The following is a 22,449-nucleotide window of genomic DNA, read 5'->3' as shown; positions in this document are numbered from 1 at the left end:
CTCCGTACAGTTGATAGAAGAAGGATTCAGGCAATTTTGCCGAGGCGTTTGAGTTGGAAGTGTTCGATGGTGTGGCCGGCGCTGGCCTGAAACTTCTGAAAATGCGCGCTGGCGTTGTGCGTCTCAAGAATCTCGTCACTGGCCCACTGTTCGATGACATAAAAAACCTGCGGATCGGCAAGGTCGCGGTGCAGGTCGTACTGGCCACAACCCGGCTCGGCGCGGCTCGGTTCGACGAGGGCACGCAGCGCCTGTTCGAGAACGTCTTGCTGGCCGGATTTAGCGGTCAGGGTGGCGATAGCGGTAAAGGGCTGGGACATGCGCGGACTCCAGAATCGGGACGAATTCGATGGAGGCCATCATTGGCTATTTCTCTGCGCGATAAAACCGGCTAAAAGAGCAGTCTCTTTCAATATTTTTTTGATAATCGAGGCTGCGCATGCTGCGTTTTGATGACTTGCAGTTGTTTGTTCGCGCGGCGGATCTGGGCAGCCTGTCGGCGGCGGCACGGGTGATGGACATGTCAGCAGCGGTGGCCAGCGCGGCCTTGAAGCGCATCGAGCAGCAACTCGGTGCGAGGCTGCTGGCGCGGTCCACCCGCAGCCTGCGCCTGACCGCGGAGGGCGAAGGCTTCCTCGAATACGCCCGCGCCGCCCTGAGCAATCTCGATGAAGGCCGTCGACTGCTCGCCAGCGGTCAGGACCAGGTCAGCGGGATTTTGCAGCTTTCGGCGCCCTCGGATTTCGGCCGCAATCTGCTGCTGCCGTGGCTCGACGCGTTCCAGCGTGAACACCCGAAACTGACGGTACGCCTGTTGCTCGGCGACCGCATCGCCGACCTGTTCCGGCAACCGGTGGACATCGCCCTGCGCTACGGCGAGCCGGAAGATTCCAGCCTGATCGCCTTGCCCATCGCGCCACACAATCGCCGCGTGTTGTGCGCATCTCCCGATTACCTGGCCCGGCATGGCGAACCGCGCCAGCTTGAGCAACTGGCCCAGCACAATTGCCTTTTGTACATGCTCGGCAGCCGCGTCCACGACCACTGGAGTTTTCACGATGGCAAGCGTGAAGTCGGCCTGACCGTGAGTGGCGACCGCTTCAGCGATGACGCCGACGTCGTGCGGCTATGGGCGCTGGCCGGTGCCGGTATCGCCTACAAATCCTGGCTCGACGTCGGCGCCGATGTGCTCGCCGGACGCCTCAAAGTGCTGATGCCGGAACTGCTGTGTGAGCGCGCACCGCTGAATCTGTTGTGCGCCCATCGCGCACAATTGAGTAAGCCGGTGAACCTGCTGAGGGAGATGCTCGCCAGCCGATGCGCCGAATTGAGTAGCCAATTTCCCGGTTTCCTCAAAGTTGATCATTAGTCGCAGGCAATTAGAGAAATTTCTGTCAGGAACAATCGCCACCTGCCCAGGCCCAGGCGCAGGACGTCTGGCTTAACCCGCTTATACTAGCGCCCGCCTCATGCCTGCACTGACACCCGGCGCGCAGACCCCGTAACGCGTTGCCGGCTTTTGGTGACGGTTGCTACTTCTGCTGCCAGGTTGTGTGCCGGAGCAGCTGGTGTCGGTGGCATCCCTTGCCACCGATCCCGGGCGATTTTCGCGTGTTGGCCGATGCCCCATAACCGGCCAGGATGTCTCCGAGCGGTAGACGATACGATTCAACAGGGAGTGAACATATGGAACATGCACCGTGCATCAGCCAGATTGCGACATTGCTGGCCGACCCCAAGCGCAGCGCGATGATGTGGGCGTTGATGGATGGCTCGGCCCGGCAAGCCGAAGAGCTGGCGCTGCTGGCCGGGCTCTCGCCGTCGTCGGCCAGTGCGCATCTGGGACGCCTGTCCGCAGGGGGGCTGTTGAACATCGAAATGCGTGGGCGCAAACGCTTCTTTCGCCTGGCGGCACCGGAAATCGGCGCGGCGATCGAAGCACTGGCCAGCGCCACCATTGCCAGCGCGCCACGGCAAATCCCTGATGCGCTGAAACGCACGGCTCCCATGGTCAGACCACAGGCGGCGCCGTCTTCGCTGTTGCGCGCGCGGTTCTGCGACGATCATCTGGGCGGTACTTTGGCGGCCGACCTGTATCAGCGCCTGCTCGATGCCGGCTGGATCGAACAGCTTGAGCAGCGGGTGGTGGTGACGCACAAGGGCTCCACCCGACTGGCCCAGCGCGGAGTGTTCATCCAGGCCCTGGCCCACCGCAACGTGCAGGTCGCCTGCGCCTGCCCGGACTGGAGCGAGCGCCGTCCGCACATGGGCGGCTCACTGGGCGCGGCGCTGTTGCAGTTGTTCATGCAGTCCGGCTGGCTGACCTTGCCCAACGATTCCCGCGCCTTGCAGTTGACCGCCACCGGCCAGCGCGAAATCCACCGCTTTGCCAAGGAAACCGAGCTGGAAACAGCGTTCTAGAGCGTTGCTCGGCGATGAGCTGAAGGCTGACGTCGTCCACGGCTGTGAACAGGTCGCATCCAGTACGACCTCTGAATGACCATCGCGCACACTCGATCCGGGGATTTTCCGGATGGGGGAGCACAACATGAATACACAACGCTTTAGTGCGGCTGAGCGCCTGGAACGGCTGCCGCTCAGCGGTTATCACCGCGTCATTTTCATCATCATAGCCTTGGCGTTTTTCTTCGACTCCATGGATCTGGCGATGATGACTTTCCTCCTCGGCTCGATCAAAGCCGAGTTCGGCCTGAGCAGTGCACAGGCAGGGCTGCTGGCCAGCTCGAGCTTCTTCGGCATGGTGCTCGGGGCGTCGCTGTCGGGAATGCTCGCCGACCGCTTCGGGCGCAAACCGGTGTTTCAGTGGAGCATCGTGTTGTGGGGCGTGGCCAGTTACCTGTGTTCGACGGCGCAGACGGTGGAGACGGTGGAGACGCTGACGCTGTTTCGCATCCTGCTCGGAATCGGCATGGGCATGGAGTTTCCCATCGCACAGTCGATGCTGTCGGAGCTGATTCCAGCACAACGGCGCGGGCGCTACATCGCCCTGATGGACGGGTTCTGGCCGCTGGGGTTTGTCGCAGCGGGCGTGCTCTCGTACTTCCTGCTGCCGCTGATTGGCTGGCGCGATATTTTTCTGGTGCTGGCAGTGCCGGCGGTGTTTGTCCTGGCGATCCGCTTTTTCATCCCTGAGTCACCGCGATGGCTGGAACAGGCCGGGCGCGACGCCGACGCGGACAAAGTGTTGAACGGCATTGAAGCGCGGGTGCGTGCTTCGCTGGGCGGCGCGGCGTTACCGGAACCGGTTCGTTTGCCACGCACGGTGACGCCACCGGGTAATTTCTTCTCGGCACTCAAGCAGATCTGGTCGCCGCAATATCGCCAGCGCACGACGATGATCTGGAGTCTGTGGTTCTTCGCATTGTTGGGTTTCTACGGGCTGACTTCCTGGCTCAGCGCATTGCTGCAGCAGTCGGGTTTCGCCGTGACGCAGTCGGTGTATTACACGGTGCTGATCTCGCTCGGCGGGATTCCCGGCTTCCTCATGGCGGCGTGGCTGGTCGAGCGTTGGGGGCGTAAACCGGTGTGCATCGTCACCCTGCTCGGCGGCGGGGTGATGGCGTTTCTGTATGGGCAGAGCGCGGTGTTCGGCGGCAACGTCGCGTTGCTGATCGGCACCGGATTGTTGATGCAGTTTTTCCTGTTCGGCATGTGGGCGGTGCTCTACACCTACACGCCAGAGCTGTATCCGACTTCAGCGCGGGCAACCGGCTCGGGATTCGCTTCGGCGATCGGCCGCGTCGGCTCACTGCTCGGGCCACTGGTGACCGGGCTGGTGTTCCCGATTACCGGGCAGGGCGGGGTGTTCGCGCTGGGCGCGGCGTGCTTCGCGATTGCGGCGGGCGTGGTGTGGCTGTTCGGGATGGAGACGCGGGGCAAGACCCTTGAGGAGCTGACCGAAGCGCAGCTATTCAAATAAACGCAGTACCCTGTGGGAGCGGGCTTGCCCGCGATGGGGCCAGCAAATTCAACATCTATGTTGACTGACAATCCGCTATCGCGGGCAAGCCCGCTCCCACAGGTATTGATGTGATTTTGCAGTTGCTTACGGTTTTACCAACCGCGCATCCAGGCTGTTCTGCGCCAGGCGCTTGGCCTGATCCTGGGTCATGCCCAGATGCTCGTGCAGCGCATGGAAGTTCTCGGTCACGTACCCGCCGAAATACGCCGGGTCATCGGAGTTCACCGTGACCTTCACGCCGCGCTCAAGCATGTCGAGGATGTTGTGCTGCGACATGTGATCGAACACGCAGAGCTTGGTGTTCGACAGCGGGCACACGGTCAGCGGGATCTGCTCGTCGATGATCCGCTGCATCAGGCGCTCGTCTTCGATGGCGCGCACGCCATGGTCGATGCGCTGGATTTTCAGCAGGTCGATGGCTTCCCAGATGTACTCCGGCGGGCCTTCTTCACCGGCGTGGGCGACGGTGAGGAAGCCTTCGTCGCGGGCGCGATCGAAGACGCGTTTGAACTTGCTCGGCGGGTGGCCCATCTCGGAACTGTCGAGCCCGACCGCGACAAACGCATCACGGAACGGCAGCGCCTGATCGAGGGTTTTCTGCGCTTCGTCTTCGCTGAGGTGGCGCAGGAAACTGAGGATCAAACCGCTGCTGATGCCCAGTTGCGTCTCGCCATCCTTGAGCGCGGCGGCGATGCCGTTGAGCACCACTTCGAACGGGATGCCCCGGTCGGTGTGGGTCTGCGGATCGAAGAACGGTTCGGTATGAATCACGTTCTGTGCTTTGCAGCGCAGCAGGTAGGCCCAGGTCAGGTCGTAGAAATCCTGCGAGGTGCGCAGCACATCGGCGCCCTGGTAATACAGGTCGAGAAATTCCTGCAGATTGTTGAAGGCGTAGGCCTTGCGCAGGGTTTCGACGTCGCTCCACGGCAGGGCGATCTTGTTGCGTTCGGCCAGGGCGAACAGCAGTTCAGGCTCCAGCGAACCTTCCAGATGCAGGTGCAGTTCGGCTTTGGGCAGGGCGTTGAGCCAGTCGTACATAGTCTTTTCTCATCAGGTGCAATGCCGGCATTCTACAGAGGCTGGCCGCAACAATTGGCAAAACCTGACCAGGTGATCGATCAAACCGCCTCTTGCTCGCGACGATAGGCGTAGGTATCGGCGAAGCGCGACAGCAGGAATTGCGCACAGGTGGTGGTCGGATATTTCGCCGGATGCTGTGCGTCCTGGCAACCGGGCAGGCATTCGATGCGCGTGTCCGGGTGCGGTTCGGCGAAGAACGGCATCGAATAGCGATCCACACCCAGCGGGCTGATCACCCGGTGCGGCGTCGAGCGATAACGGTCGTTGCTCCAGCGCGCCATCATGTCGCCGAGGTTGACCACGAACGTGCCGTCAATCGGTGGCGCGTCGATCCATTCACCATTGACGTTCTTCACCTGCAAACCACCGGCGCTGTCCTGATAGAGCAGGGTGATGCAGCCGTAATCGGTATGGGCACCTGCGCCTTGCTGCTCGACCGAGCTGGCGGTGTGACGCGGCGGGTAATGGATCATGCGCAACACGCTGACCGGGTCGACGAAGCGCGTATCGAAGAAGTCGCGCTCGATGCCCAGCGCAATGGTCATCGCCCGCAACAGGGTTTGCGCCAGCGCCTGCATGTCGAGGTAGTGCTGCTCCATCAGGGCTTCCCAGCCGGGTTGCGCCGGATGCCGATTGGGGCCGCGCAAGGGTTTTTCCGCGAGCACCTCGGGATGTTCGGCCGGCAAGTGCAGGCCCATGTCGAAGGTTTCCTTCAGATCGCTGGGTTTATCCGGGTCCAGTTGCTCGGTGGCAATTGCGCCGTAGCCGCGATGATGGCGGGTCTGGGTGATGTCGATCTGGAGTTTTTCTGCTGCGGGCAGAGCAAAAAAACGTTGAGTCTGATCAAGCACGGCGTCGATGCGCTGCGCTGAAATCGGATGGCCCTTGATGTAGAAAAAGCCCCATTCGCGACAGGCTTGGTCGATTTGTTCGGCCACCGCAGGCCAGGCGTTTTCGTCGTCGCCATAGAGCAGGCTGATATCAATGATCGGAAGCTGATCCATACACAATCCTTGAATACGCTGTGTTGCCAATGTGGGAGCGAGCCTGCTCGCGAAGAGGGAGTGTCAGACAACATTTTTGTTTAATGACGCACCGCTTTCGCGAGCAGGCTCGCTCCCACAGGGTTTTGTGTGGTGAATCGGGGGACTACTTCGGCATCTCGGCCTTCATGCCCTCAACGTAATAATTCATCGAAGCCAGTTCCGCATTGGTCGCGCTCACGCCCGCGGGGATTTTTTCTACACCGGCCTGATCCTTGATCGGCCCGGTAAACGGCTGCAATGCGCCGCTCTTGATGTCGGCGATCAACTGCTCTGCTTCGGCTTTCACCGGCGCCGGCACCAGATCGCTGATCGGCAGTTCCACCGTGCCTTCCTTCAACCCGCCCCAGTAATCCTGAGATTTCCAGGTGTGATCGATCACGCTCTGCGTCGCCTGAATGTAGTGTGGCGCCCAGTCGTTGACGATCGAGGTCAGCACCGCTTTCGGGCCGAAGTGGGCCATGTCCGAGGCATAGCCCACGGCATACACGCCGCGCCGTTCGGCGGCCTGGATCGGCGCCGGGCTGTCGGTGTGCTGGAACACCACGTCGACGCCCTGATCGATCAGCGCGTTGGCGGCGTCGGCTTCCTTACCCGGATCGAACCAGGAGTTGACCCACACCACTTTGATTTCGGTGCCAGGGTTGTACTTGTTCAGGGCCAGCTGGATGGCGTTGATGTCGCGGATCACTTCCGGAATCGGGAACGAGGCGACGTAGCCGATCTTCTTGGTCTTGGTCATCTTCGCCGCGAGGAAACCGCCGACGTAACGGCCCTCGTAAGTGCGCGCCAGGTAAGTGCCGAGATTCTTGTCCTGCTTGTAGCCTGTGGCGTGTTCGAAAGTGACCTTGGGGAATTGCTTGGCGACTTTCACTGTCGGGTTCATGTAGCCGAAAGACGTGGTGAAGATCAGGTCGTATTTGTCCTTGGCCATGTTGCGGATCACCCGCTCGGCGTCGGCGCCCTCGGCGACGTTTTCCACATAGTTGGTGGTGATCTGCGTGCCGAGTTTTTCCGCCAGGGCCTTGCGCCCCTGTTCGTGCTGATACGTCCAGCCGTGGTCACCGATCGGGCCGATGTAGACGAAACCGACCTTCAGCGGATCGGCAGCGCTGGCGCTCAGGCTGATTCCCAGACCGATGGCGGCGTACAGCAGTTTGTGCAGCGGACGTATTGGCATGAACCCGAACTCCATTTTGTTGTGTGTGCTCAGGGCCAATGCAAATTGCTGACCAACAGGACAATAAATAATCCACAACCGCAGTGCGGCCTTCGCGAGCAGGCTCGCTCCCACAGGGGGATCGCATTTCAATGTGGCAGCGAGCCTGCTCGCGAAGAGGCCGGCAAGGCCAATAAAAGTGCATGCCTGAATCCAGCTGCCATCGCGTGGTGCGTAAAGATGTAACGAAACGTTAGCGGCGCGCGGCAGTCAGTAGCTTCATCAGCTCTTTTCGGCAAAAGGCCCGTCATGCTCTCGATCCTCAAACAAGAAAGCTTCCTGCTGCTGGCAGTCCTTGCCGCGTGCGTCGCTTATCCACTGGAACACTGGCTGCTGCACAGCGGCCAGATCGTCGCGCTGGGCGGCGGTCTGCTGCTGATCGCCTTTATTGTCGCCGCTTCGATGCGTGTTGCTCATCACGCTGAACTGCTGGCGGAAAAGGTCGGCGACCCCTACGGCACGATGATCCTCACGCTCTCGGCGGTGCTGGTCGAAGTGGTGATCCTGGCGATCATGATGAGCAACGAAGCCTCGGCAACACTGGTGCGCGACACGATTTATTCAGCGGTGATGCTCGACATCAACGGCATCCTCGGCCTCGCCGCACTGATGGGCGGGATCAAACACGGCGAGCAGTCCTACAACGACGATTCGGCGCGCAGCTATAGCGTGATGATCCTTACCGCGATGGGCGTATCGATGGTGGTCCCGGAGTTCATTCCCGAGGCCAACTGGAAGATGTATTCGGCGTTCACCATTGGCGCGATGATGGTGCTCTACGCGCTGTTCCTGCGCATGCAGGTCGGCCCGCACAGTTACTTTTTCAGCTACAGCTACCCGGACAAACGTCGCAAGAAGGAGCCGGTCGAGCAGGAGCCGAAGCCGGTCAGCCTGGCGCTGTCGATCGGCATTCTGGTGTCGGGGGTGGCGATCATCGGCGCACTGGCCGAGGTGATGTCCAAGACCCTCGATCTGGGCCTGGAAGGCACGGGCGCGCCGCCGGTAATCACGGCGATTCTGGTGGCAGCGATTTCCGCCGCGCCGGAGATTCTCACCGCATTACGAGCGGCGCTGGCCAATCGCATGCAGTCGGTGGTCAACATTGCGATGGGCGCATCACTGTCGACGGTGATACTGACCGTGCCGGTGATGGAAGCGATGGCGCTGTACACCGGCCAGCCATTTCAGATGGCGATGACTCCGGTGCAAACGGTGATGATCTTCATCACCCTGATCGTCAGCGCAATCAACCTCAATGACGGCGAGACCAACGCCATTGAGGGCATGACGCACTTTGTGCTGTTTGCCACATTCATCATGCTGTCCCTACTGGGCCTTTAGGGCTGGCAGATACCCATGTGGGAGCGAGCCTGCTCGCGAAAACGGTGTGTCATCCAACAAACATGTTGTCTGACACTCCCTCTTCGCGAGCAGGCTCGCTCCCACAGTTTTGAACGGCGGTGACTCAGGTGCCGGCAATCAACTGCCGAGCCGCCTGGCTGTGATCGGCGATCAAACCTTTCAGGTCCAACCCTTCAACCTGCCCATCAACCACACGCCACTTGCCGCCAATCATCACTCGATCCGCCCGATCCGCGCCGCACAACAACAGCGCCGAAATCGGATCATGGCTACCGGAGAAGCGCAGTTCATCGAGCTTGAACAACGCCAGATCCGCCTGTTTGCCCACGGCGATTTCGCCGATGTCGCTGCGACCGAGCAGGCTCGCCGAACCCTTGGTCGCCCAGCCCAGCACGCGTTCCGGGGTGATCTTTTCGGCGCCGTAGCGCAGGCGCTGGATGTACAGGGCCTGACGCGCTTCGAGGATCATGTTCGAGGCATCATTGGATGCCGAACCGTCGACGCCAAGACCGAACAGCGCGCCGGCGTCGGTCAGCTCGATGCTCGGGCAGATGCCGGACGCCAGGCGCATGTTCGAGCTTGGGCAGTGGCAGATGCCCGTGCCGGCCTGGCCGAGGCGGGCGATTTCGTCGGGGTTGAAATGGATGCCGTGGGCCAGCCATGTTCGCGGGCCGAGCCAGCCGACGCTGTCCAGATAATCGACGGTGCGCAGACCGAAGCGTTGCAGGCAGAAGTCTTCTTCATCAAGGGTTTCAGCGAGATGGGTGTGCAGACGCACATCGAGTTTGTTCGCCAGATCAGCGCTGGCCGACATGATTTCCGGGGTCACCGAAAATGGCGAACATGGCGCCAGGGCGATCTGGATCTGCGCGCCGTCGCCACGCTCGTGGTACTCGTGAATCAGCCGCTGGCTGTCGTCGAGAATCACCTGGCCTTCCTGCACCGTTTGTTGCGGAGGCAGGCCGCCGTCCTTCTCGCCAAGGCTCATCGAGCCGCGCGTGAGCATGGCGCGCATGCCCAGTTCACGCACCGTTTCGACCTGCACGTCGATGGCGTTTTCCAGACCGTCCGGGAACAGATAGTGATGGTCCGCAGCGGTGGTGCAACCTGAGAGCAGCAATTCGGCCAGCGCCACTTTGGTGGCGAGGGCGAGTTTTTCCGGGGTCAGCCGCGCCCATACCGGGTACAGGGTTTTCAGCCACGGAAACAGCGGCTGATTGACCACCGGCGCCCAGGCGCGGGTCAGGGTTTGATAGAAGTGATGGTGAGTGTTGATCAGGCCCGGCAGGATCACATGCTCGCGGGCATCGAACACTTCATTGCAGGGCGCCGACGGCTGCTGACCGGCAGCGAGGACTTCGACGATGACACCGTCTTGCACGACAAGACCGCCACGGGCATCAAGCTCGTTGGAGGTGAAAATGGCGAGGGGATTTTTTAACCAGGTACGGGTCGCAGGCATTGTGGCCGGCTCCTCTGAAAGTTGGGTTCAGGGTTGCCAGCTCAGTGTTGCCCTGTCTGCTGATCCAGGGTCGCCGCGAAGGACGAGGCGCGCAGTTTCAAACAAATCGCAGCGCCGGGCAAGCGCCACCCGACCATTCACCATTACTCCCTGTGGGAGCGAGCCTGCTCGCGAAGGCGTCATGTCAGTCGATACAGATTTACCTGACAGATCGTATTCGCGAGCGGGCTCGCTCCCACATCGGGATTTTCAGTGCTTACCAGGCAATCGTTTCACCCTTGTAATTGACGAAGTGATGCCCGCCCTTGCCGGTGAATGCATTGACCTGGTCAATCAGCCCGCGAGTGCTGGTCTCTACATCCAAGTCAGCACCTTCGCCGCCCATGTCGGTCTTCACCCAGCCCGGGTGCAACGACAGTACGGTGAGTTTCTGCTCGCCCAGTTGCGTGACAAAACTGTTGGTCATCGAATTCAGCGCCGCTTTGCTCGCCTTGTACAACGCCAGCTCCGGCGCGTCGGGCATGGTCACGCTGCCGAGCACCGAACTCATGAACGCCAGCACGCCGCTGCCTTCGCGGATCTGCCCGACGAAACGCTGGGCCAGATTGATCGGCGCCACTGCGTTGGTGAAAAACAGTTGCCCGACCTCGGCCAATGTCGCGCCGCCCGGCGTCTGCACGTCCGGGCCTTTGACCCCGGCGTTGACGAACAACAGATCGAAGGTTTCGCCCTTGAGTTTCTGGCTTAGAGCGATCACCGCTTGCTGATCGTCCATGTCGAGCTTCTCGATGCGCACGTCACCCAGCGCTTGCAGCGCCTCGGCCTTCTGCGGATTGCGCACTGTCGCGGTGACTTGCCAGCCATCGCCCAGCAGGGTCTTCACCAGACCGAGGCCCAAGCCGCGGGAGGCGCCGATGATCAGTGCGTTTTTTGCCTGAGACATGATGGGTTTCCTTGAAAGTCAGCATTCAGGATTCAATGGACACGCCTGACCGGGCCACAGTTGCAGCGCTTGGCGAAAACAGGCTTTGACCCCGGAGCATACTCCAGGCTTCTTGAGTTTCTCGAGGGTGTTTGATCAGAAACAATCATGAGGCGTGGTTCAAGTGTTGCCTGTGCGGACGCTTTCGCGAGCAGGCTCGCTCCCACATTTGCCCGAGTTCACTCAGATCCCCTGTGGGAGCGAGCCTGCTCGCGAAGAGGCCCGCTCTGGCATCAACTAATGTCCCGATTGCCACGGCTGCCCCAACGAAACCGGCGCATACAGACGAGTGCGCACGGCATCGCGGGACAGCATCACCAGCACCAAGATCGTCGCCACATACGGCAGCATCGCCAGCAGGCTCGAAGGAATCGCCAGTCCCAATCCCTGTGCCACCAAGTGCAGAATGCTGGCGAGGCCGAACAGATACGCCCCTAGCAGCAAGCGCCACACCCGCCAACTGGCAAACACCACCAGCGCCAGAGCGATCCAGCCGCGCCCTGCGGTCATGTTCTCTGCCCACATCGGTGTGTACGCCAGCGACAGATAAGCCCCGGCCAGCCCGGCCATTGCTCCGCCGAACAACACCGCCAAGGTGCGCACGGTCAGCACCGGCAAGCCCATGGCGCTGGCCGCATCCGGGTTTTCACCGACCGCCTGAATGATCAGGCCGACACGGCTTTTGATGATCACCCACGCCACCAGCGCAAACAGCGCGAACGACAGATACACCAGCAGATCCTGGGCAAACAGCATCCGCCCGATCAGCGGGATCTCACTCAGATACGGAATCGCCAAAGGCTCGAAACCTGCCAGCGGCTTACCCACCCAGGCCGCGCCGACAAACGTCGACAGGCCCACGCCGAAGATCGTCAGCGCCAGCCCGGTGGCCACCTGATTGGCGTTGAATACCAGCGCGACCAGGGCAAACAGTGACGACAACAGCATCCCGGCCAACATCGCCAGCAGCACACCCAGCCACAGGTTGCCGCTGTTCAGCGCGACGATAAAACCGATCACCGCACCGAACAGCATCATGCCTTCCTGGCCGAGGTTGAGGACGCCGCTTTTCTCGCAGATCAACTCACCCAATGCCACCAGCAGCAGCGGCGTGCCGCAGCGGACCATCGCGTAGAAAATATTGCTCAACAGATCGATATCCATCACAGCGCTCCGGCGGTTACGGCAGGGGTCGAGGCGCGCCGGGTCCAGCGCAGTTTCAGGCGTGGCCGATAGAGAATCAGCACGTCACAGGCGAGCAGGAAAAACAGCATCATGCCCTGGAACAATTGAGTGATTGCCTGCGGCAGGTTGAGCGACATCTGCGCGCTCTCGCCGCCGATGTACAGCAGCGCCATGAGCAGACTGGAGAACAGAATGCCGATCGGATTCAACCGTCCGAGGAACGCCACGGTGATCGCTGCGTAGCCATAGCCCGGCGACACTTGGGGCACCAGTTGGCCGATCGGCCCGGTCACTTCGCAGACCCCGGCGAGCCCGGCCAGACCACCGCTGATCAACAGCGCCAGCCAGATCAGGCGCTTCTCGCGGAAGCCGACAAAACCTGCCGCACGCTTGTCCAGCCCGAGCACTTTGATCTGGAAGCCGATGAAGCTTTTCTGCAACAACACCCACACCGCAACCAGCGCGAGCAGGGCGAAATACACGCCGGCATGCACGCGGCCGTCCTCCAGCAGCAGCGGCAAACGACTGGCGTCGCCGAACATCGCCGACTCGGGAAAATTGAAGCCCGCCGGATCCTTCAACGGCCCGTGCACGCAGAACAGCAGCAGGTTCAACGCGATGTAATTGAGCATGATGCTGGTGAGGATTTCGTTGGCGTTGAAGCGCGTGCGCAGCCATGCGGTGAGCCCGGCCCATGCGGCGCCGGCCAGCGTGCCGGTCAGCAGAATCAGCACCAGCGCCCAGCGACTTTGCATGTCGATAACGTTCACTGCCAGAGCACTGCCGGCCAAGGCGCCAAGTAGAAGTTGGCCTTCGGCGCCGATGTTCCAGATCCGCGCCTGATAGGCTACGGCCAGGCCGAGTGCGCAGAGCAGAATCGGCAGCGCCTTGACCAGCAATTCAGACACGCCATACAAATCGCTGACCGGTGCGATCAGCAGTGTGTGCAAGGTTTGCAGTGGGTCGTGGCCCAGCGCGATGAACAACAGCGAGCCGCAGCCGAGGGTCAGGGCCGCCGCCAATAACGGCGAGCACCACAGCATCAGGCGCGATTGCTGGCCACGGGGTTCGAGAGAAAGCAGCATGGTTGGAACTCCGTTAAACCGAAGCGGCGCGAGGTGAGTGATCGAACTGGCCGGCCATCCACGCGCCGACATCGCTCAGTTGTGTAGCGCTGGTGTCTTGCAGCGCCGAGAGACGCCCGCCGCACAGCGCGCCGAGGCGATCGCTGATCTGGAACAGCTCATCGAGGTCTTCGGAAATCACCAGAATCGCCGCGCCGGCATCGCGCAGGACGATCAAGGCGCGATGAATGGTGGCGGCGGCACCGACGTCGACGCCCCAGGTCGGGTGCGCGGCGATCAGCAGTTTCGGTTGCTGAAGAATTTCCCGGCCGAGGATGAATTTCTGCAAGTTGCCGCCGGACAGGCTGCGCGCAGCGGTTTGCGTGTCCGGGGTCTTCACGCCGAAACGCTGGATGATCTGCTGCGCGAGGGCTTCGACTTTGCTTCGTTGAATCAACCCGTGGCTGACCAGTCCTTGCTGGAAAGCACTGAGCAGGGCGTTATCGGCCAGACTCAACTCCGGCACCGCGCCGTGGCCAAGGCGTTCGGCCGGCACGAAGGCCAGACCAAGTTTGCGCCGCGCATCCGGGCGCAGGTCAGCGACGTTTCTATCTGCGAAGCGCAGGGTCGCCGCTTGCGCACGAGGCAAGGGCTGTTCGCCGCTGAGCAGGGCGAGCAATTCATCCTGACCATTGCCCGCGACCCCGGCGATGCCGACGATTTCACCACTGCGCACTTGCAGGTCGATGTCGGTCAGCGAGCAGCCGAACGGATCCGGGTTGTGCCAGCTCAAACCCTGCACCTGCAGAAATGCCGCGCCACCGCTGACCTTCGGATACTCGCCAATCAAAGCCGCCGCGTCACCGACCATCATTTGCGCCAGTTGCTGGTCCGAACATTCGGCGGGCTCGCAATGCCCGGCAACCCGGCCGCCGCGCAGCACCGTGGCGCTATGGCACAAGGCGCGCACTTCACCGAGCTTGTGGCTGATAAACAGAATGCTGCAGCCCTCGGCGGCAAGGCGACGCAGGGTGATGAACAATTCGTCCGCCTCTTGCGGCGTCAGTACTGAGGTCGGCTCATCGAGAATCAGCAGGCGGATGTCCTGCATCAGGCAACGGATGATTTCCACCCGCTGGCGCTCGCCGATCGACAGGCTGTGGACAAGTCGCTCCGGCTCCAGCGCCATGCCGTAACGCCGCGCTACTTCGCGAATCTTCGGCTCCAGTTGCTTCGGCGTGCCGGCCGCCGCGCCCATCGCCAGGGCAATGTTCTGCGCCACGCTGAGGGCTTCGAACAGCGAGAAATGCTGGAACACCATGCCAATGCCCAACTGCCGCGCCTGCGCCGGATTGCGCATCTGCACGCGCTGTCCCTGCCAGAGCATTTCACCGCTGTCGCACTGGGTGACCCCGTAAATGATCTTCATCAACGTACTTTTGCCCGCGCCGTTTTCACCGAGCAGGGCATGGATTTCACCCGGCGCGATGCTCAGGTCGATGGCGTCGTTGGCCAGACAACCGGGGTAGCGTTTGCTGATCTGGCGCAGTTGCAGGCGCGGTGGGGAAGGGGCGATGGACATGACAGGCTCGACTGACTTGGAGTTGTGCCTGTGGATAAAGCAATTTCCTGGCCATTGAGTCAGGAACGCTTGCGGAGCCAGTCCGCAAGTGCCGACAGCAGCGCATCGGCGGGTGTTTTGTCTTTCAATCGAGCACCAATTCAGCGCAAAGCCATTGAACAGGCTCCAGTTTTGCCCGCTTGCAGTTGGTTAAAAAACGAGCAACGGCCTGGGAGCCAGACAGATCCAGCGGCTGCGGCGGTCATGAACGGCTTATCCACAGGTTGCTCCACAGTAATTGTGCGCAAGCGCCGAGGGTGGGCATAAGCACTGCGATGCTTTTGTTCTAATGGTGATAAACGAAGGTAACTGTTTGTTTTTACGCTGGATTTCCCTTTTGTCGGGTCAATTGAACGAAAATTGAACAAATCGCGCAAAGCCGCATGACAGAAGGGTTACAGCGGTATGTGCTCAGGTTATCCACAGTCGGGTGCACAGCCGATGTGGGCAAGTCTGTGGAATAAGGAAAACGAGGGATGCCCTAAAAGATCGCAGCCTACCGCTGCAACAAAATCCGCCCACGGCTCAGATCCGCCAACTGACTCTGCAATACTTCGATCTGCGCTTCCCCCACCGCCAGCTTCAACTCAACACCATTGGCCGTAAAGTTTTCCTCCACCACCAAGCCACCGAGATCGGCCACGCGCAACTTCACCAGCGCCAACTCGGCAAATCCACAGGCGCAACTCAGCGGTACGCGGCTGATCAGCTCGATTTTGTCCGCCGCTTGCAGGCACTTGTTGGCGCCACCGCCATAGGCTCGGGCCAAACCGCCGGTGCCCAGTTGAATGCCGCCGTACCAGCGAATTACCAGCACCGCGACCTGATCGCAGTCCTGCGCCTCGATCGCCGCCAGAATAGGGCGCCCGGCCGTGCCGCCCGGCTCGCCGTCGTCAGTGCTGCGGTATTGCGCGCCGAGTTTCCACGCCCAGCAATTGTGCGTGGCATTCAAATCGCTGTGCTGCTCGAAAAACGCCTGCGCATCGGCGGGGCTGCTGATCGGCGTCGCCAGAGTGATGAAACGGCTTTTGCGAATCTCTTCGCGGTACTCGCAAAAACCGCTGAGGGTGAAAGGCATAAACGTCTTATAGAGAAGGAGTGAGGCCGCAGCCTTTGAGAATGATGCGGATCAGGTTGTTGCCGGCGTCTTCCATGTCCTGCTTGGTCAACTTGCTGCGCCCGGTGACGCGGCAGATCTGCGTGGCGAAGTCGGCATAATGCTGAGTGCTGCCCCACAGCAGGAAAATCAGATGCACCGGATCGACCGGGTCCATTTTGCCCGCATCGATCCACGCCTGAAACACCGCCGCGCGCCCGGTGAACCAGGTGCGGTAATCCTGATTGAAATATTCGCTCAGGCATTCGCCGCCGCTGATCACTTCCATGGCGAAGATCCGCGAGGCCTGTGGCTGGCGCCGCGAGAATTCCATCTTCGCGCGGATGTAGCGGGTCAGCGCTTCGGCCGGGTCATCCTCGGCAGTGAGGGTGTTGAAGGTGCTGTCCCACAACTCGATGATGTTGCTCAGCACCGCCACATACAAACCGAGCTTGTTGGTGAAGTAGTAATGCAGGTTGGCCTTGGGCAGCCCGGCATTCTGCGCGATGGTGTTCATGCTGGTGCCTTTGAACCCGTGACGGGCGAACTCGTCTTCGGCGGCTTTGAGAATGGTCTCTTCGTTCTTCTGACGAATGCGGCTGGCGGGTTTGCCGCCGTGGGCTGGGACTTCAAAGGTCATAGGCACTTCCGGGATTGTCTGTGGGTGCAACCAGTTGCGTTGATAGCGCACCCACAGGCATCCGACAAGTCCTGGCGCGGAAAAACAGTTACGCCTGTTCGATCTTGTTCAATGACGCGGGGCTTTTTGTCTCGGCGGTTTTGCCTTCCGGCAACAACAGACAGAGGACGATTGCCGTCAGCCCGCCGCTGGTGATCGCCGAGTCGAACAGGTTCTGCACCAGTTTCGGCAGCAGGTGCAGCAGGTTCGGTTGCGCGGCGATGCCGAGGCCGACGCCGAACGAAGTGGCGATGATCAACATGCTGCGCCGGTCCAGCGGTGACTGCGCGAGAATACGCACGCCCGCCGCCGCCACAGCGCCGAACATCACCAGCGTTGCGCCGCCCAGCACCGGTTTCGGAATCTGTTGCAGCACCGCACCGATCATCGGGAACAGGCCGAGGCAGAACAGGATCGCGCCGATGTACAGGCCGACGTAGCGGCTGGCAACGCCGGTCAATTGGATCACGCCGTTGTTCTGCGCGAACGTTGTGTTGGGGAAGGCGCTGAAGGTCCCCGCGATCATGCAACTGACACCATCACCGAGCACGCCACCGCGCAAGCGGCTTATATAAGAAGGGCCGCTGATCGGTTGGCGGGCAAGCATGCAATTGGCGGTGAGGTCGCCGACGGTTTCGATGGTGCTGATCAGGTAAATCAGCGCGACCGGCAGGAAAGCCGTCCAGTCGAAGTTGAATCCGAACTTGAACGGCGTAGGAAAACTCACCAGCGGCAAGTCAGGCAACGGCTGCGGGACCAGTTTCCCGCTGAACCACGCCGCGAGGCTGCCGAGCACCAGTCCGATGATGATCGCCGACAGTCGCACCCACGGCGTATTCGAGCGGTTGAGCAGAATGATCGTCAGCAGCACGAACACGCCCAAGGCCAGATTGCCCGGCGCGCCGAAGTCCGGCGCGTTGAAGCCGCCACCCAGATCGGTGATGCCGACCTTGATCAGGCTGATGCCGATCAGCGTGATGACGATGCCGGTCACCAGCGGTGTCACCACTCGGCGCAACTGACCGATGAAACGGCTGAGCACGATCTGCACGATTGCGCCGAAAAAGCACACGCCGAAAATCATCGCCAGGATATCTTCCGGGCTGCCGCCGCGCTGCTTGACCAGAAACCCGGCCGACAGCACCGCACCGAGAAACGCGAAACTGGTGCCTTGCAGACAGATCATCCCCGCGCCAATGCCGAACGGTCGCCGCGCCTGGATAAAAGTGCCGACGCCCGAGACCATCAGCGCCATGCTGATCAGGTACGGTAGATGCGCGGTCAGCCCGAGCGCGGAACCGATCACCAGTGGCGGGGTGATGATGCCGACGAAACTCGCGAGCACGTGTTGCAGCGCGGCGAGAATGGCGGCGAGTGGTTTGGGGCGGTCGTTGAGGCCGTAGATCAGTTCACTGGATGAATCGGAATCTGGCTGCATGGCTTTGGCTTCTTGAAGGAGAGTTACCCCTTCTCTGCAAAAAACTGTCCACTTGCTCAGGTTATTCCTCGATTCTGTCGATGAGGCCCAGCCGGGCTGGGCTCTGCGCGCTTATCTATCGCGTCGCGGCCAGACTCTCGAGGAAACTTTCCAGCACCAAATGAGGGCGCCGCCCCTTGCGCGTGACCGATGCCAGACTCAAATCGTAAAAACGCGTGCCGGCCTTGAGCGCACGCAAGCGCCCCTGCTGTACCCAAAGATTGGCGTAGTGATCCGGCAGGTAACCGATGTAGCGCCCGGTCAGAATCAGAAATGCCATGCCCTCACGGTCAGAGGCACTGGCGGTGCAGTTGAGCGCCTGGTAGTGCGCCTGAATCTCTGCCGGCAAACGGAAGGTCGGCGCAATCGCGTCCTGACTGTCGAGGCGTTGATCATCGAGTTGCTTGTCGTCGACATAAAACAGCGGATGACCCACCGCGCAATACAGCAGCGAACGCTCGCTGTACAACGGCTGATATTCCAGTCCCGACAAGGCGCTGGCCTGCGGCACCACGCCAACGTGCAGGCGCCCGTCGAGCACACCTTGTTCAACTTCGTTTGGTGCAATCATGCGAATCTGGATCTGCACATCCGGCCCGCGTTCTTTTAACTGCGCGAGGGCGTGGGTGATGCGCATGTGCGGCAGGGTGACGAGGTTGTCGGTGAGGCCGATGATCAGCTCGCCGCGCAGGTGTTGGTGCAGGCCGTTGACCTCGGTGCGGAAACTTTCCAGCGCACTCAACAATTGCAGCGCTGATTGATACACCTCACGACCCTCCTCGGTCAGGGAAAATCCGGCCCGGCCGCGCTGGCACAAGCGCAAGCCGAGGCGCTGTTCCAGATCGCTCATCTGCTGGCTGATCGCCGAGCGGCCGATGCCAAGCACGGTTTCCGCTGCGGAGAAGCCGCCACACTCCACGACGCTGCGAAAAATCCGCAGCAGGCGAATATCAAAATCACTGACCTGGGCCAATGGATCGGCGCGGCGGCTGCTCATTTCTTGTTCTCTTTGTTTAGCAATGATCTAACTGAAGGTTAGAAGAGTTGGATTTCACCGACTTTATCGCCGTGGCAATTTAGCTGCAACAACGCTTTCCATCTCCCTGACGCTTATGCCCTGCGAGGTTTTGCCCGATGAACATGCCTGAAAACGCGCCGTCGCCACTGGCCAGCCAACTGAAGCTGGACGCGCACTGGATGCCGTACACCGCCAACCGCAACTTTCAGCGCGACCCGCGTCTGATCGTCGGCGCTGAAGGCAGCTGGCTGTTCGACGACAAGGGCCGCAAGATCTACGACTCGCTGTCCGGTCTGTGGACCTGCGGCGCCGGGCACACCCGCAAGGAAATTCAGGAAGCCGTTTCGAAACAACTGGGCACCCTCGATTACTCGCCGGGCTTCCAGTACGGCCATCCATTGTCGTTCCAGCTGGCAGAGAAAATCACCGAACTGACCCCGGGCAATCTGAACCACGTGTTCTTCACCGACTCCGGTTCCGAATGCGCCGATACCGCGGTGAAAATGGTCCGTGCTTACTGGCGCCTGAAAGGCCAGGCGACCAAGACCAAGATGATCGGCCGCGCCCGTGGTTACCACGGTGTGAACATCGCCGGCACCAGCCTCGGCGGCGTCAACGGCAACCGCAAGCTGTTCGGTCAGGCGATGATGGATGTCGATCACCTGCCGCACACACTGCTGGCGAGCAACGCGTTTTCCCGTGGCATGCCGGAGCAGGGCGGTATTGCTTTGGCCAATGAGCTGCTCAAGTTGATCGAACTGCACGACGCTTCCAACATCGCTGCGGTGTTCGTTGAACCGATGGCCGGCTCTGCAGGGGTGCTGGTTCCGCCGCAGGGTTACCTCAAGCGTCTGCGCGAGATTTGCGATCAGCACAACATCCTGCTGGTGTTCGACGAAGTGATCACCGGTTTCGGCCGCACCGGTTCGATGTTCGGCGCCGAGAGCTTCGGCGTGACTCCAGACCTGATGTGCATCGCCAAGCAGGTCACCAACGGCGCCATCCCGATGGGCGCGGTGATTGCCAGCTCCGAGATCTACCAGACCTTCATGAACCAGCCGACGCCGGAATACGCCGTGGAATTCCCCCATGGCTACACCTATTCGGCGCACCCGGTGGCCTGTGCCGCCGGCCTCGCAGCACTCGATTTGCTGAAAAAGGAAAACCTGGTGCAGAGCGTCGCCGAAATTGCGCCGCATTTCGAGAACGCGTTGCACGGCCTGAAAGGCTCGAAGAACGTCATCGACATCCGTAACTACGGCCTGGCCGGCGCGATCCAGATTGCCGGGCGTGACGGCGATGCCATCGTACGTCCTTTCGAAGCGGGCATGGCCTTATGGAAAGCCGGGTTCTACGTGCGCTTCGGCGGCGACACCCTGCAGTTCGGCCCAACCTTCAACAGCAAGCCGCAAGACCTCGATCGTCTGTTCGACGCGGTCGGCGAAGTGCTGAACAAGCTCGACTGATTTTTCCTTCTATATATGTACGAAACGGCAGGCGCCTTTTGCGGCGCCTGCGGACCAGAATTCAGGAGTGTTCGATGAGTGTTATCCCGCATTTGATCAATGGCGAACTGGTGACCGAAACCGGTCGCGCGGTAGATGTGTTCAACCCGTCTACCGGTCAGGCAATTCATAAACTGCCACTGGCCAGCCAGGCCACCATTCAGAAAGCCATTGATGCCGCCAAGGCTGCGTTTCCGGCTTGGCGCAACACGCCCCCGGCCAAACGCGCTCAAGTGATGTTCCGCTTCAAGCAACTGCTGGAGCAGAACGAGGCGCGCATCTCGCAACTGATCAGCGAAGAGCACGGCAAGACCCTGGAAGACGCTGCCGGTGAATTGAAGCGCGGTATCGAGAACGTCGAGTTCGCCTGCGCCGCCCCGGAAATCCTCAAGGGCGAGTACAGCCGCAACGTCGGCCCGAACATCGATGCCTGGTCGGACTTCCAGCCGTTGGGGATTGTGGCCGGTATCACCCCGTTCAACTTCCCGGCCATGGTGCCGCTGTGGATGTACCCGCTGGCGATCGTCTGCGGCAACTGCTTCATCCTCAAACCATCCGAGCGCGATCCAAGCTCGACGCTGCTGATCGCTCAGTTGCTGCTGGAAGCCGGGTTGCCGAAAGGTGTGATGAGTGTGGTTCATGGTGACAAGACGGCGGTGGACGCGTTGATCGAAGCGCCGGAAGTCAAAGCGCTGAGCTTCGTCGGTTCGACACCGATTGCCGAATACATCTACGCCGAAGGCACCAAGCGCGGCAAACGCGTTCAGGCACTGGGCGGCGCGAAGAACCACGCGGTGTTGATGCCGGATGCCGATCTGGACAATGCGGTCAGTGCACTGATGGGCGCGGCCTACGGTTCCTGCGGCGAACGCTGCATGGCCATCTCGGTGGCCGTGTGTGTTGGCGACCAGGTCGCGGACGCGCTGGTGGCGAAACTGGTTCCACAGATCAAAGCGCTGAAAATCGGTGCGGGTACCTCGTGCGGTCTGGACATGGGGCCGTTGGTTACCGGTCAGGCGCGTGACAAGGTCAGCGGTTATGTGGACGACGGTGTGGCGGCGGGCGCGACCCTGGTGGTTGATGGTCGTGGTTTGAGCGTTGCCGGGCATGAAGAAGGCTTCTTCCTCGGTGGCTGCCTGTTCGACAACGTCACTCCAGAGATGCGCATCTATAAAGAAGAGATCTTCGGGCCAGTGCTGTGCGTGGTGCGGGTGAACAGCCTGGAAGAGGCGATGCAACTGATCAATGATCACGAATACGGCAACGGCACCTGCATCTTCACCCGTGACGGCGAAGCGGCGCGGCTGTTCTGTGACGAGATCGAAGTCGGTATGGTCGGCGTCAACGTGCCGCTGCCGGTGCCGGTGGCTTATCACAGCTTCGGCGGCTGGAAGCGTTCACTGTTTGGCGACCTGCATGCGTACGGTCCGGACGGCGTGCGCTTCTATACTCGTCGCAAGGCAATCACCCAGCGCTGGCCGCAGCGTGCAAGCCATGAAGCTTCGCAGTTCGCATTCCCTAGCTTATAAGTAGCTGGATGTGCAGAAGGCCGACCTTTCAGGTCGGCCTTCGCGTTTTCGGGGCTTTTTGACCGATATGACAGAAATATGAAAATAGGTGTTGACGGCAGATTCCAGAGGTCTATAATTCGCCCCACTTCCGGCGCAGTCGAAA

19 protein-coding genes are annotated in these 22,449 nt (G+C 60.9%); 6 read left to right on the top strand and 13 right to left on the bottom strand.

Features of this window, described 5'->3' with window-relative positions:
- Nucleotides 1-26 precede the first annotated feature (26 nt).
- Nucleotides 27-320, bottom strand: coding sequence for a putative quinol monooxygenase (locus D8U71_RS01955; RefSeq protein ID WP_122601535.1), 294 nt, complete (start codon nt 318-320; stop codon nt 27-29).
- Between the two features lie 119 nt (nt 321-439).
- Here D8U71_RS01955 and D8U71_RS01950 point away from each other — a divergent pair, with 119 nt between their 5' ends.
- The 3 genes from D8U71_RS01950 (at nt 440) to D8U71_RS01940 (ending at nt 3,940) form a co-directional block, all read left to right on the top strand.
- Complete coding sequence (locus D8U71_RS01950; RefSeq protein WP_016771820.1) at nt 440-1,369, top strand: LysR family transcriptional regulator; 930 nt, start codon at nt 440-442, stop codon at nt 1,367-1,369.
- 317 nt (nt 1,370-1,686) lie between these two features.
- Complete coding sequence (locus D8U71_RS01945) at nt 1,687-2,421, top strand: helix-turn-helix transcriptional regulator (protein ID WP_016771819.1); 735 nt, start codon at nt 1,687-1,689, stop codon at nt 2,419-2,421.
- 127 nt (nt 2,422-2,548) lie between these two features.
- Nucleotides 2,549-3,940 carry an MFS transporter gene (locus tag D8U71_RS01940; protein ID WP_130887053.1) on the top strand — a complete coding sequence of 464 codons (1,392 nt, stop codon included), beginning with the start codon at nt 2,549-2,551 and terminating at the stop codon, nt 3,938-3,940.
- 126 nt (nt 3,941-4,066) lie between these two features.
- Here D8U71_RS01940 and D8U71_RS01935 read toward each other — a convergent pair whose 3' ends face one another.
- The 3 genes from D8U71_RS01935 to D8U71_RS01925 all read right to left on the bottom strand — a co-directional run bounded on the left by D8U71_RS01935 (nt 4,067) and on the right by D8U71_RS01925 (nt 7,285).
- The gene (locus tag D8U71_RS01935) at nt 4,067-5,020 is read right to left on the bottom strand and encodes an adenosine deaminase (protein WP_024011466.1); all 954 of its coding nucleotides are present in this window, start codon (nt 5,018-5,020) and stop codon (nt 4,067-4,069) included.
- Nucleotides 5,021-5,100: 80 nt separating this feature from the next.
- Nucleotides 5,101-6,066, bottom strand: a complete 966-nt coding sequence (locus D8U71_RS01930; RefSeq protein ID WP_130887052.1) for a 2-oxoglutarate and iron-dependent oxygenase domain-containing protein — start codon at nt 6,064-6,066, stop codon at nt 5,101-5,103.
- Nucleotides 6,067-6,211: 145 nt separating this feature from the next.
- Nucleotides 6,212-7,285 carry a BMP family ABC transporter substrate-binding protein gene (locus tag D8U71_RS01925; RefSeq protein ID WP_016771815.1) on the bottom strand — a complete coding sequence of 358 codons (1,074 nt, stop codon included), beginning with the start codon at nt 7,283-7,285 and terminating at the stop codon, nt 6,212-6,214.
- A gap of 288 nt (nt 7,286-7,573) precedes the next feature.
- Here D8U71_RS01925 and D8U71_RS01920 point away from each other — a divergent pair, with 288 nt between their 5' ends.
- Nucleotides 7,574-8,665, top strand: a complete 1,092-nt coding sequence (locus D8U71_RS01920) for a calcium:proton antiporter (protein WP_130887051.1) — start codon at nt 7,574-7,576, stop codon at nt 8,663-8,665.
- A 124-nt stretch (nt 8,666-8,789) separates the two neighbouring features.
- Here D8U71_RS01920 and D8U71_RS01915 read toward each other — a convergent pair whose 3' ends face one another.
- The 9 genes from D8U71_RS01915 to D8U71_RS01875 form a co-directional block, all read right to left on the bottom strand.
- Complete coding sequence (locus D8U71_RS01915) at nt 8,790-10,148, bottom strand: 8-oxoguanine deaminase (protein ID WP_016771813.1); 1,359 nt, start codon at nt 10,146-10,148, stop codon at nt 8,790-8,792.
- A gap of 256 nt (nt 10,149-10,404) precedes the next feature.
- Complete coding sequence (locus D8U71_RS01910) at nt 10,405-11,091, bottom strand: SDR family oxidoreductase (protein ID WP_130887050.1); 687 nt, start codon at nt 11,089-11,091, stop codon at nt 10,405-10,407.
- Between the two features lie 276 nt (nt 11,092-11,367).
- On the bottom strand, nt 11,368-12,294 hold the full coding sequence (locus D8U71_RS01905) for an ABC transporter permease (RefSeq protein WP_039764088.1): 927 nt from the start codon (nt 12,292-12,294) through the stop codon (nt 11,368-11,370).
- Nucleotides 12,294-13,400, bottom strand: coding sequence for an ABC transporter permease (locus D8U71_RS01900; protein WP_122611292.1), 1,107 nt, complete (start codon nt 13,398-13,400; stop codon nt 12,294-12,296). The genes D8U71_RS01905 and D8U71_RS01900 overlap by 1 nt, the downstream gene beginning before the upstream one ends.
- Before the next feature lie 13 nt (nt 13,401-13,413).
- Complete coding sequence (locus D8U71_RS01895; protein WP_130887049.1) at nt 13,414-14,961, bottom strand: ABC transporter ATP-binding protein; 1,548 nt, start codon at nt 14,959-14,961, stop codon at nt 13,414-13,416.
- A 535-nt stretch (nt 14,962-15,496) separates the two neighbouring features.
- A complete protein-coding gene (locus D8U71_RS01890; RefSeq protein ID WP_076565607.1) occupies nt 15,497-16,078 on the bottom strand; it encodes a YigZ family protein in 582 nt (193 codons plus the stop codon).
- A gap of 7 nt (nt 16,079-16,085) precedes the next feature.
- Nucleotides 16,086-16,736 carry a TetR/AcrR family transcriptional regulator gene (locus D8U71_RS01885; RefSeq protein ID WP_016771809.1) on the bottom strand — a complete coding sequence of 217 codons (651 nt, stop codon included), beginning with the start codon at nt 16,734-16,736 and terminating at the stop codon, nt 16,086-16,088.
- 88 nt (nt 16,737-16,824) lie between these two features.
- Nucleotides 16,825-18,213 (bottom strand): nucleobase:cation symporter-2 family protein, encoded by a 1,389-nt coding sequence (locus D8U71_RS01880; RefSeq protein ID WP_130887048.1) that lies wholly within the window; start codon nt 18,211-18,213, stop codon nt 16,825-16,827.
- Between the two features lie 115 nt (nt 18,214-18,328).
- Nucleotides 18,329-19,249 carry a LysR family transcriptional regulator gene (locus D8U71_RS01875; RefSeq protein ID WP_016771807.1) on the bottom strand — a complete coding sequence of 307 codons (921 nt, stop codon included), beginning with the start codon at nt 19,247-19,249 and terminating at the stop codon, nt 18,329-18,331.
- A gap of 137 nt (nt 19,250-19,386) precedes the next feature.
- On the opposite strand from D8U71_RS01875, the gene D8U71_RS01870 reads away from it, so the two are divergent.
- Complete coding sequence (locus tag D8U71_RS01870) at nt 19,387-20,736, top strand: aspartate aminotransferase family protein (RefSeq protein ID WP_130887047.1); 1,350 nt, start codon at nt 19,387-19,389, stop codon at nt 20,734-20,736.
- Nucleotides 20,737-20,810: 74 nt separating this feature from the next.
- Complete coding sequence (locus D8U71_RS01865) at nt 20,811-22,304, top strand: CoA-acylating methylmalonate-semialdehyde dehydrogenase (RefSeq protein WP_024011478.1); 1,494 nt, start codon at nt 20,811-20,813, stop codon at nt 22,302-22,304.
- Nucleotides 22,305-22,449: the final 145 nt, after the last annotated feature.

Origin of the sequence: Pseudomonas sp. Sample_21, from assembly GCF_004307525.1 — a bacterium.
In the GTDB taxonomy this organism is placed as follows: Bacteria; Pseudomonadota; Gammaproteobacteria; order Pseudomonadales; family Pseudomonadaceae; genus Aquipseudomonas; species Aquipseudomonas atacamensis.
Note: the sequence above shows the minus strand (reverse complement) of the source record. Positions and strands in the feature narration are given on the sequence as shown.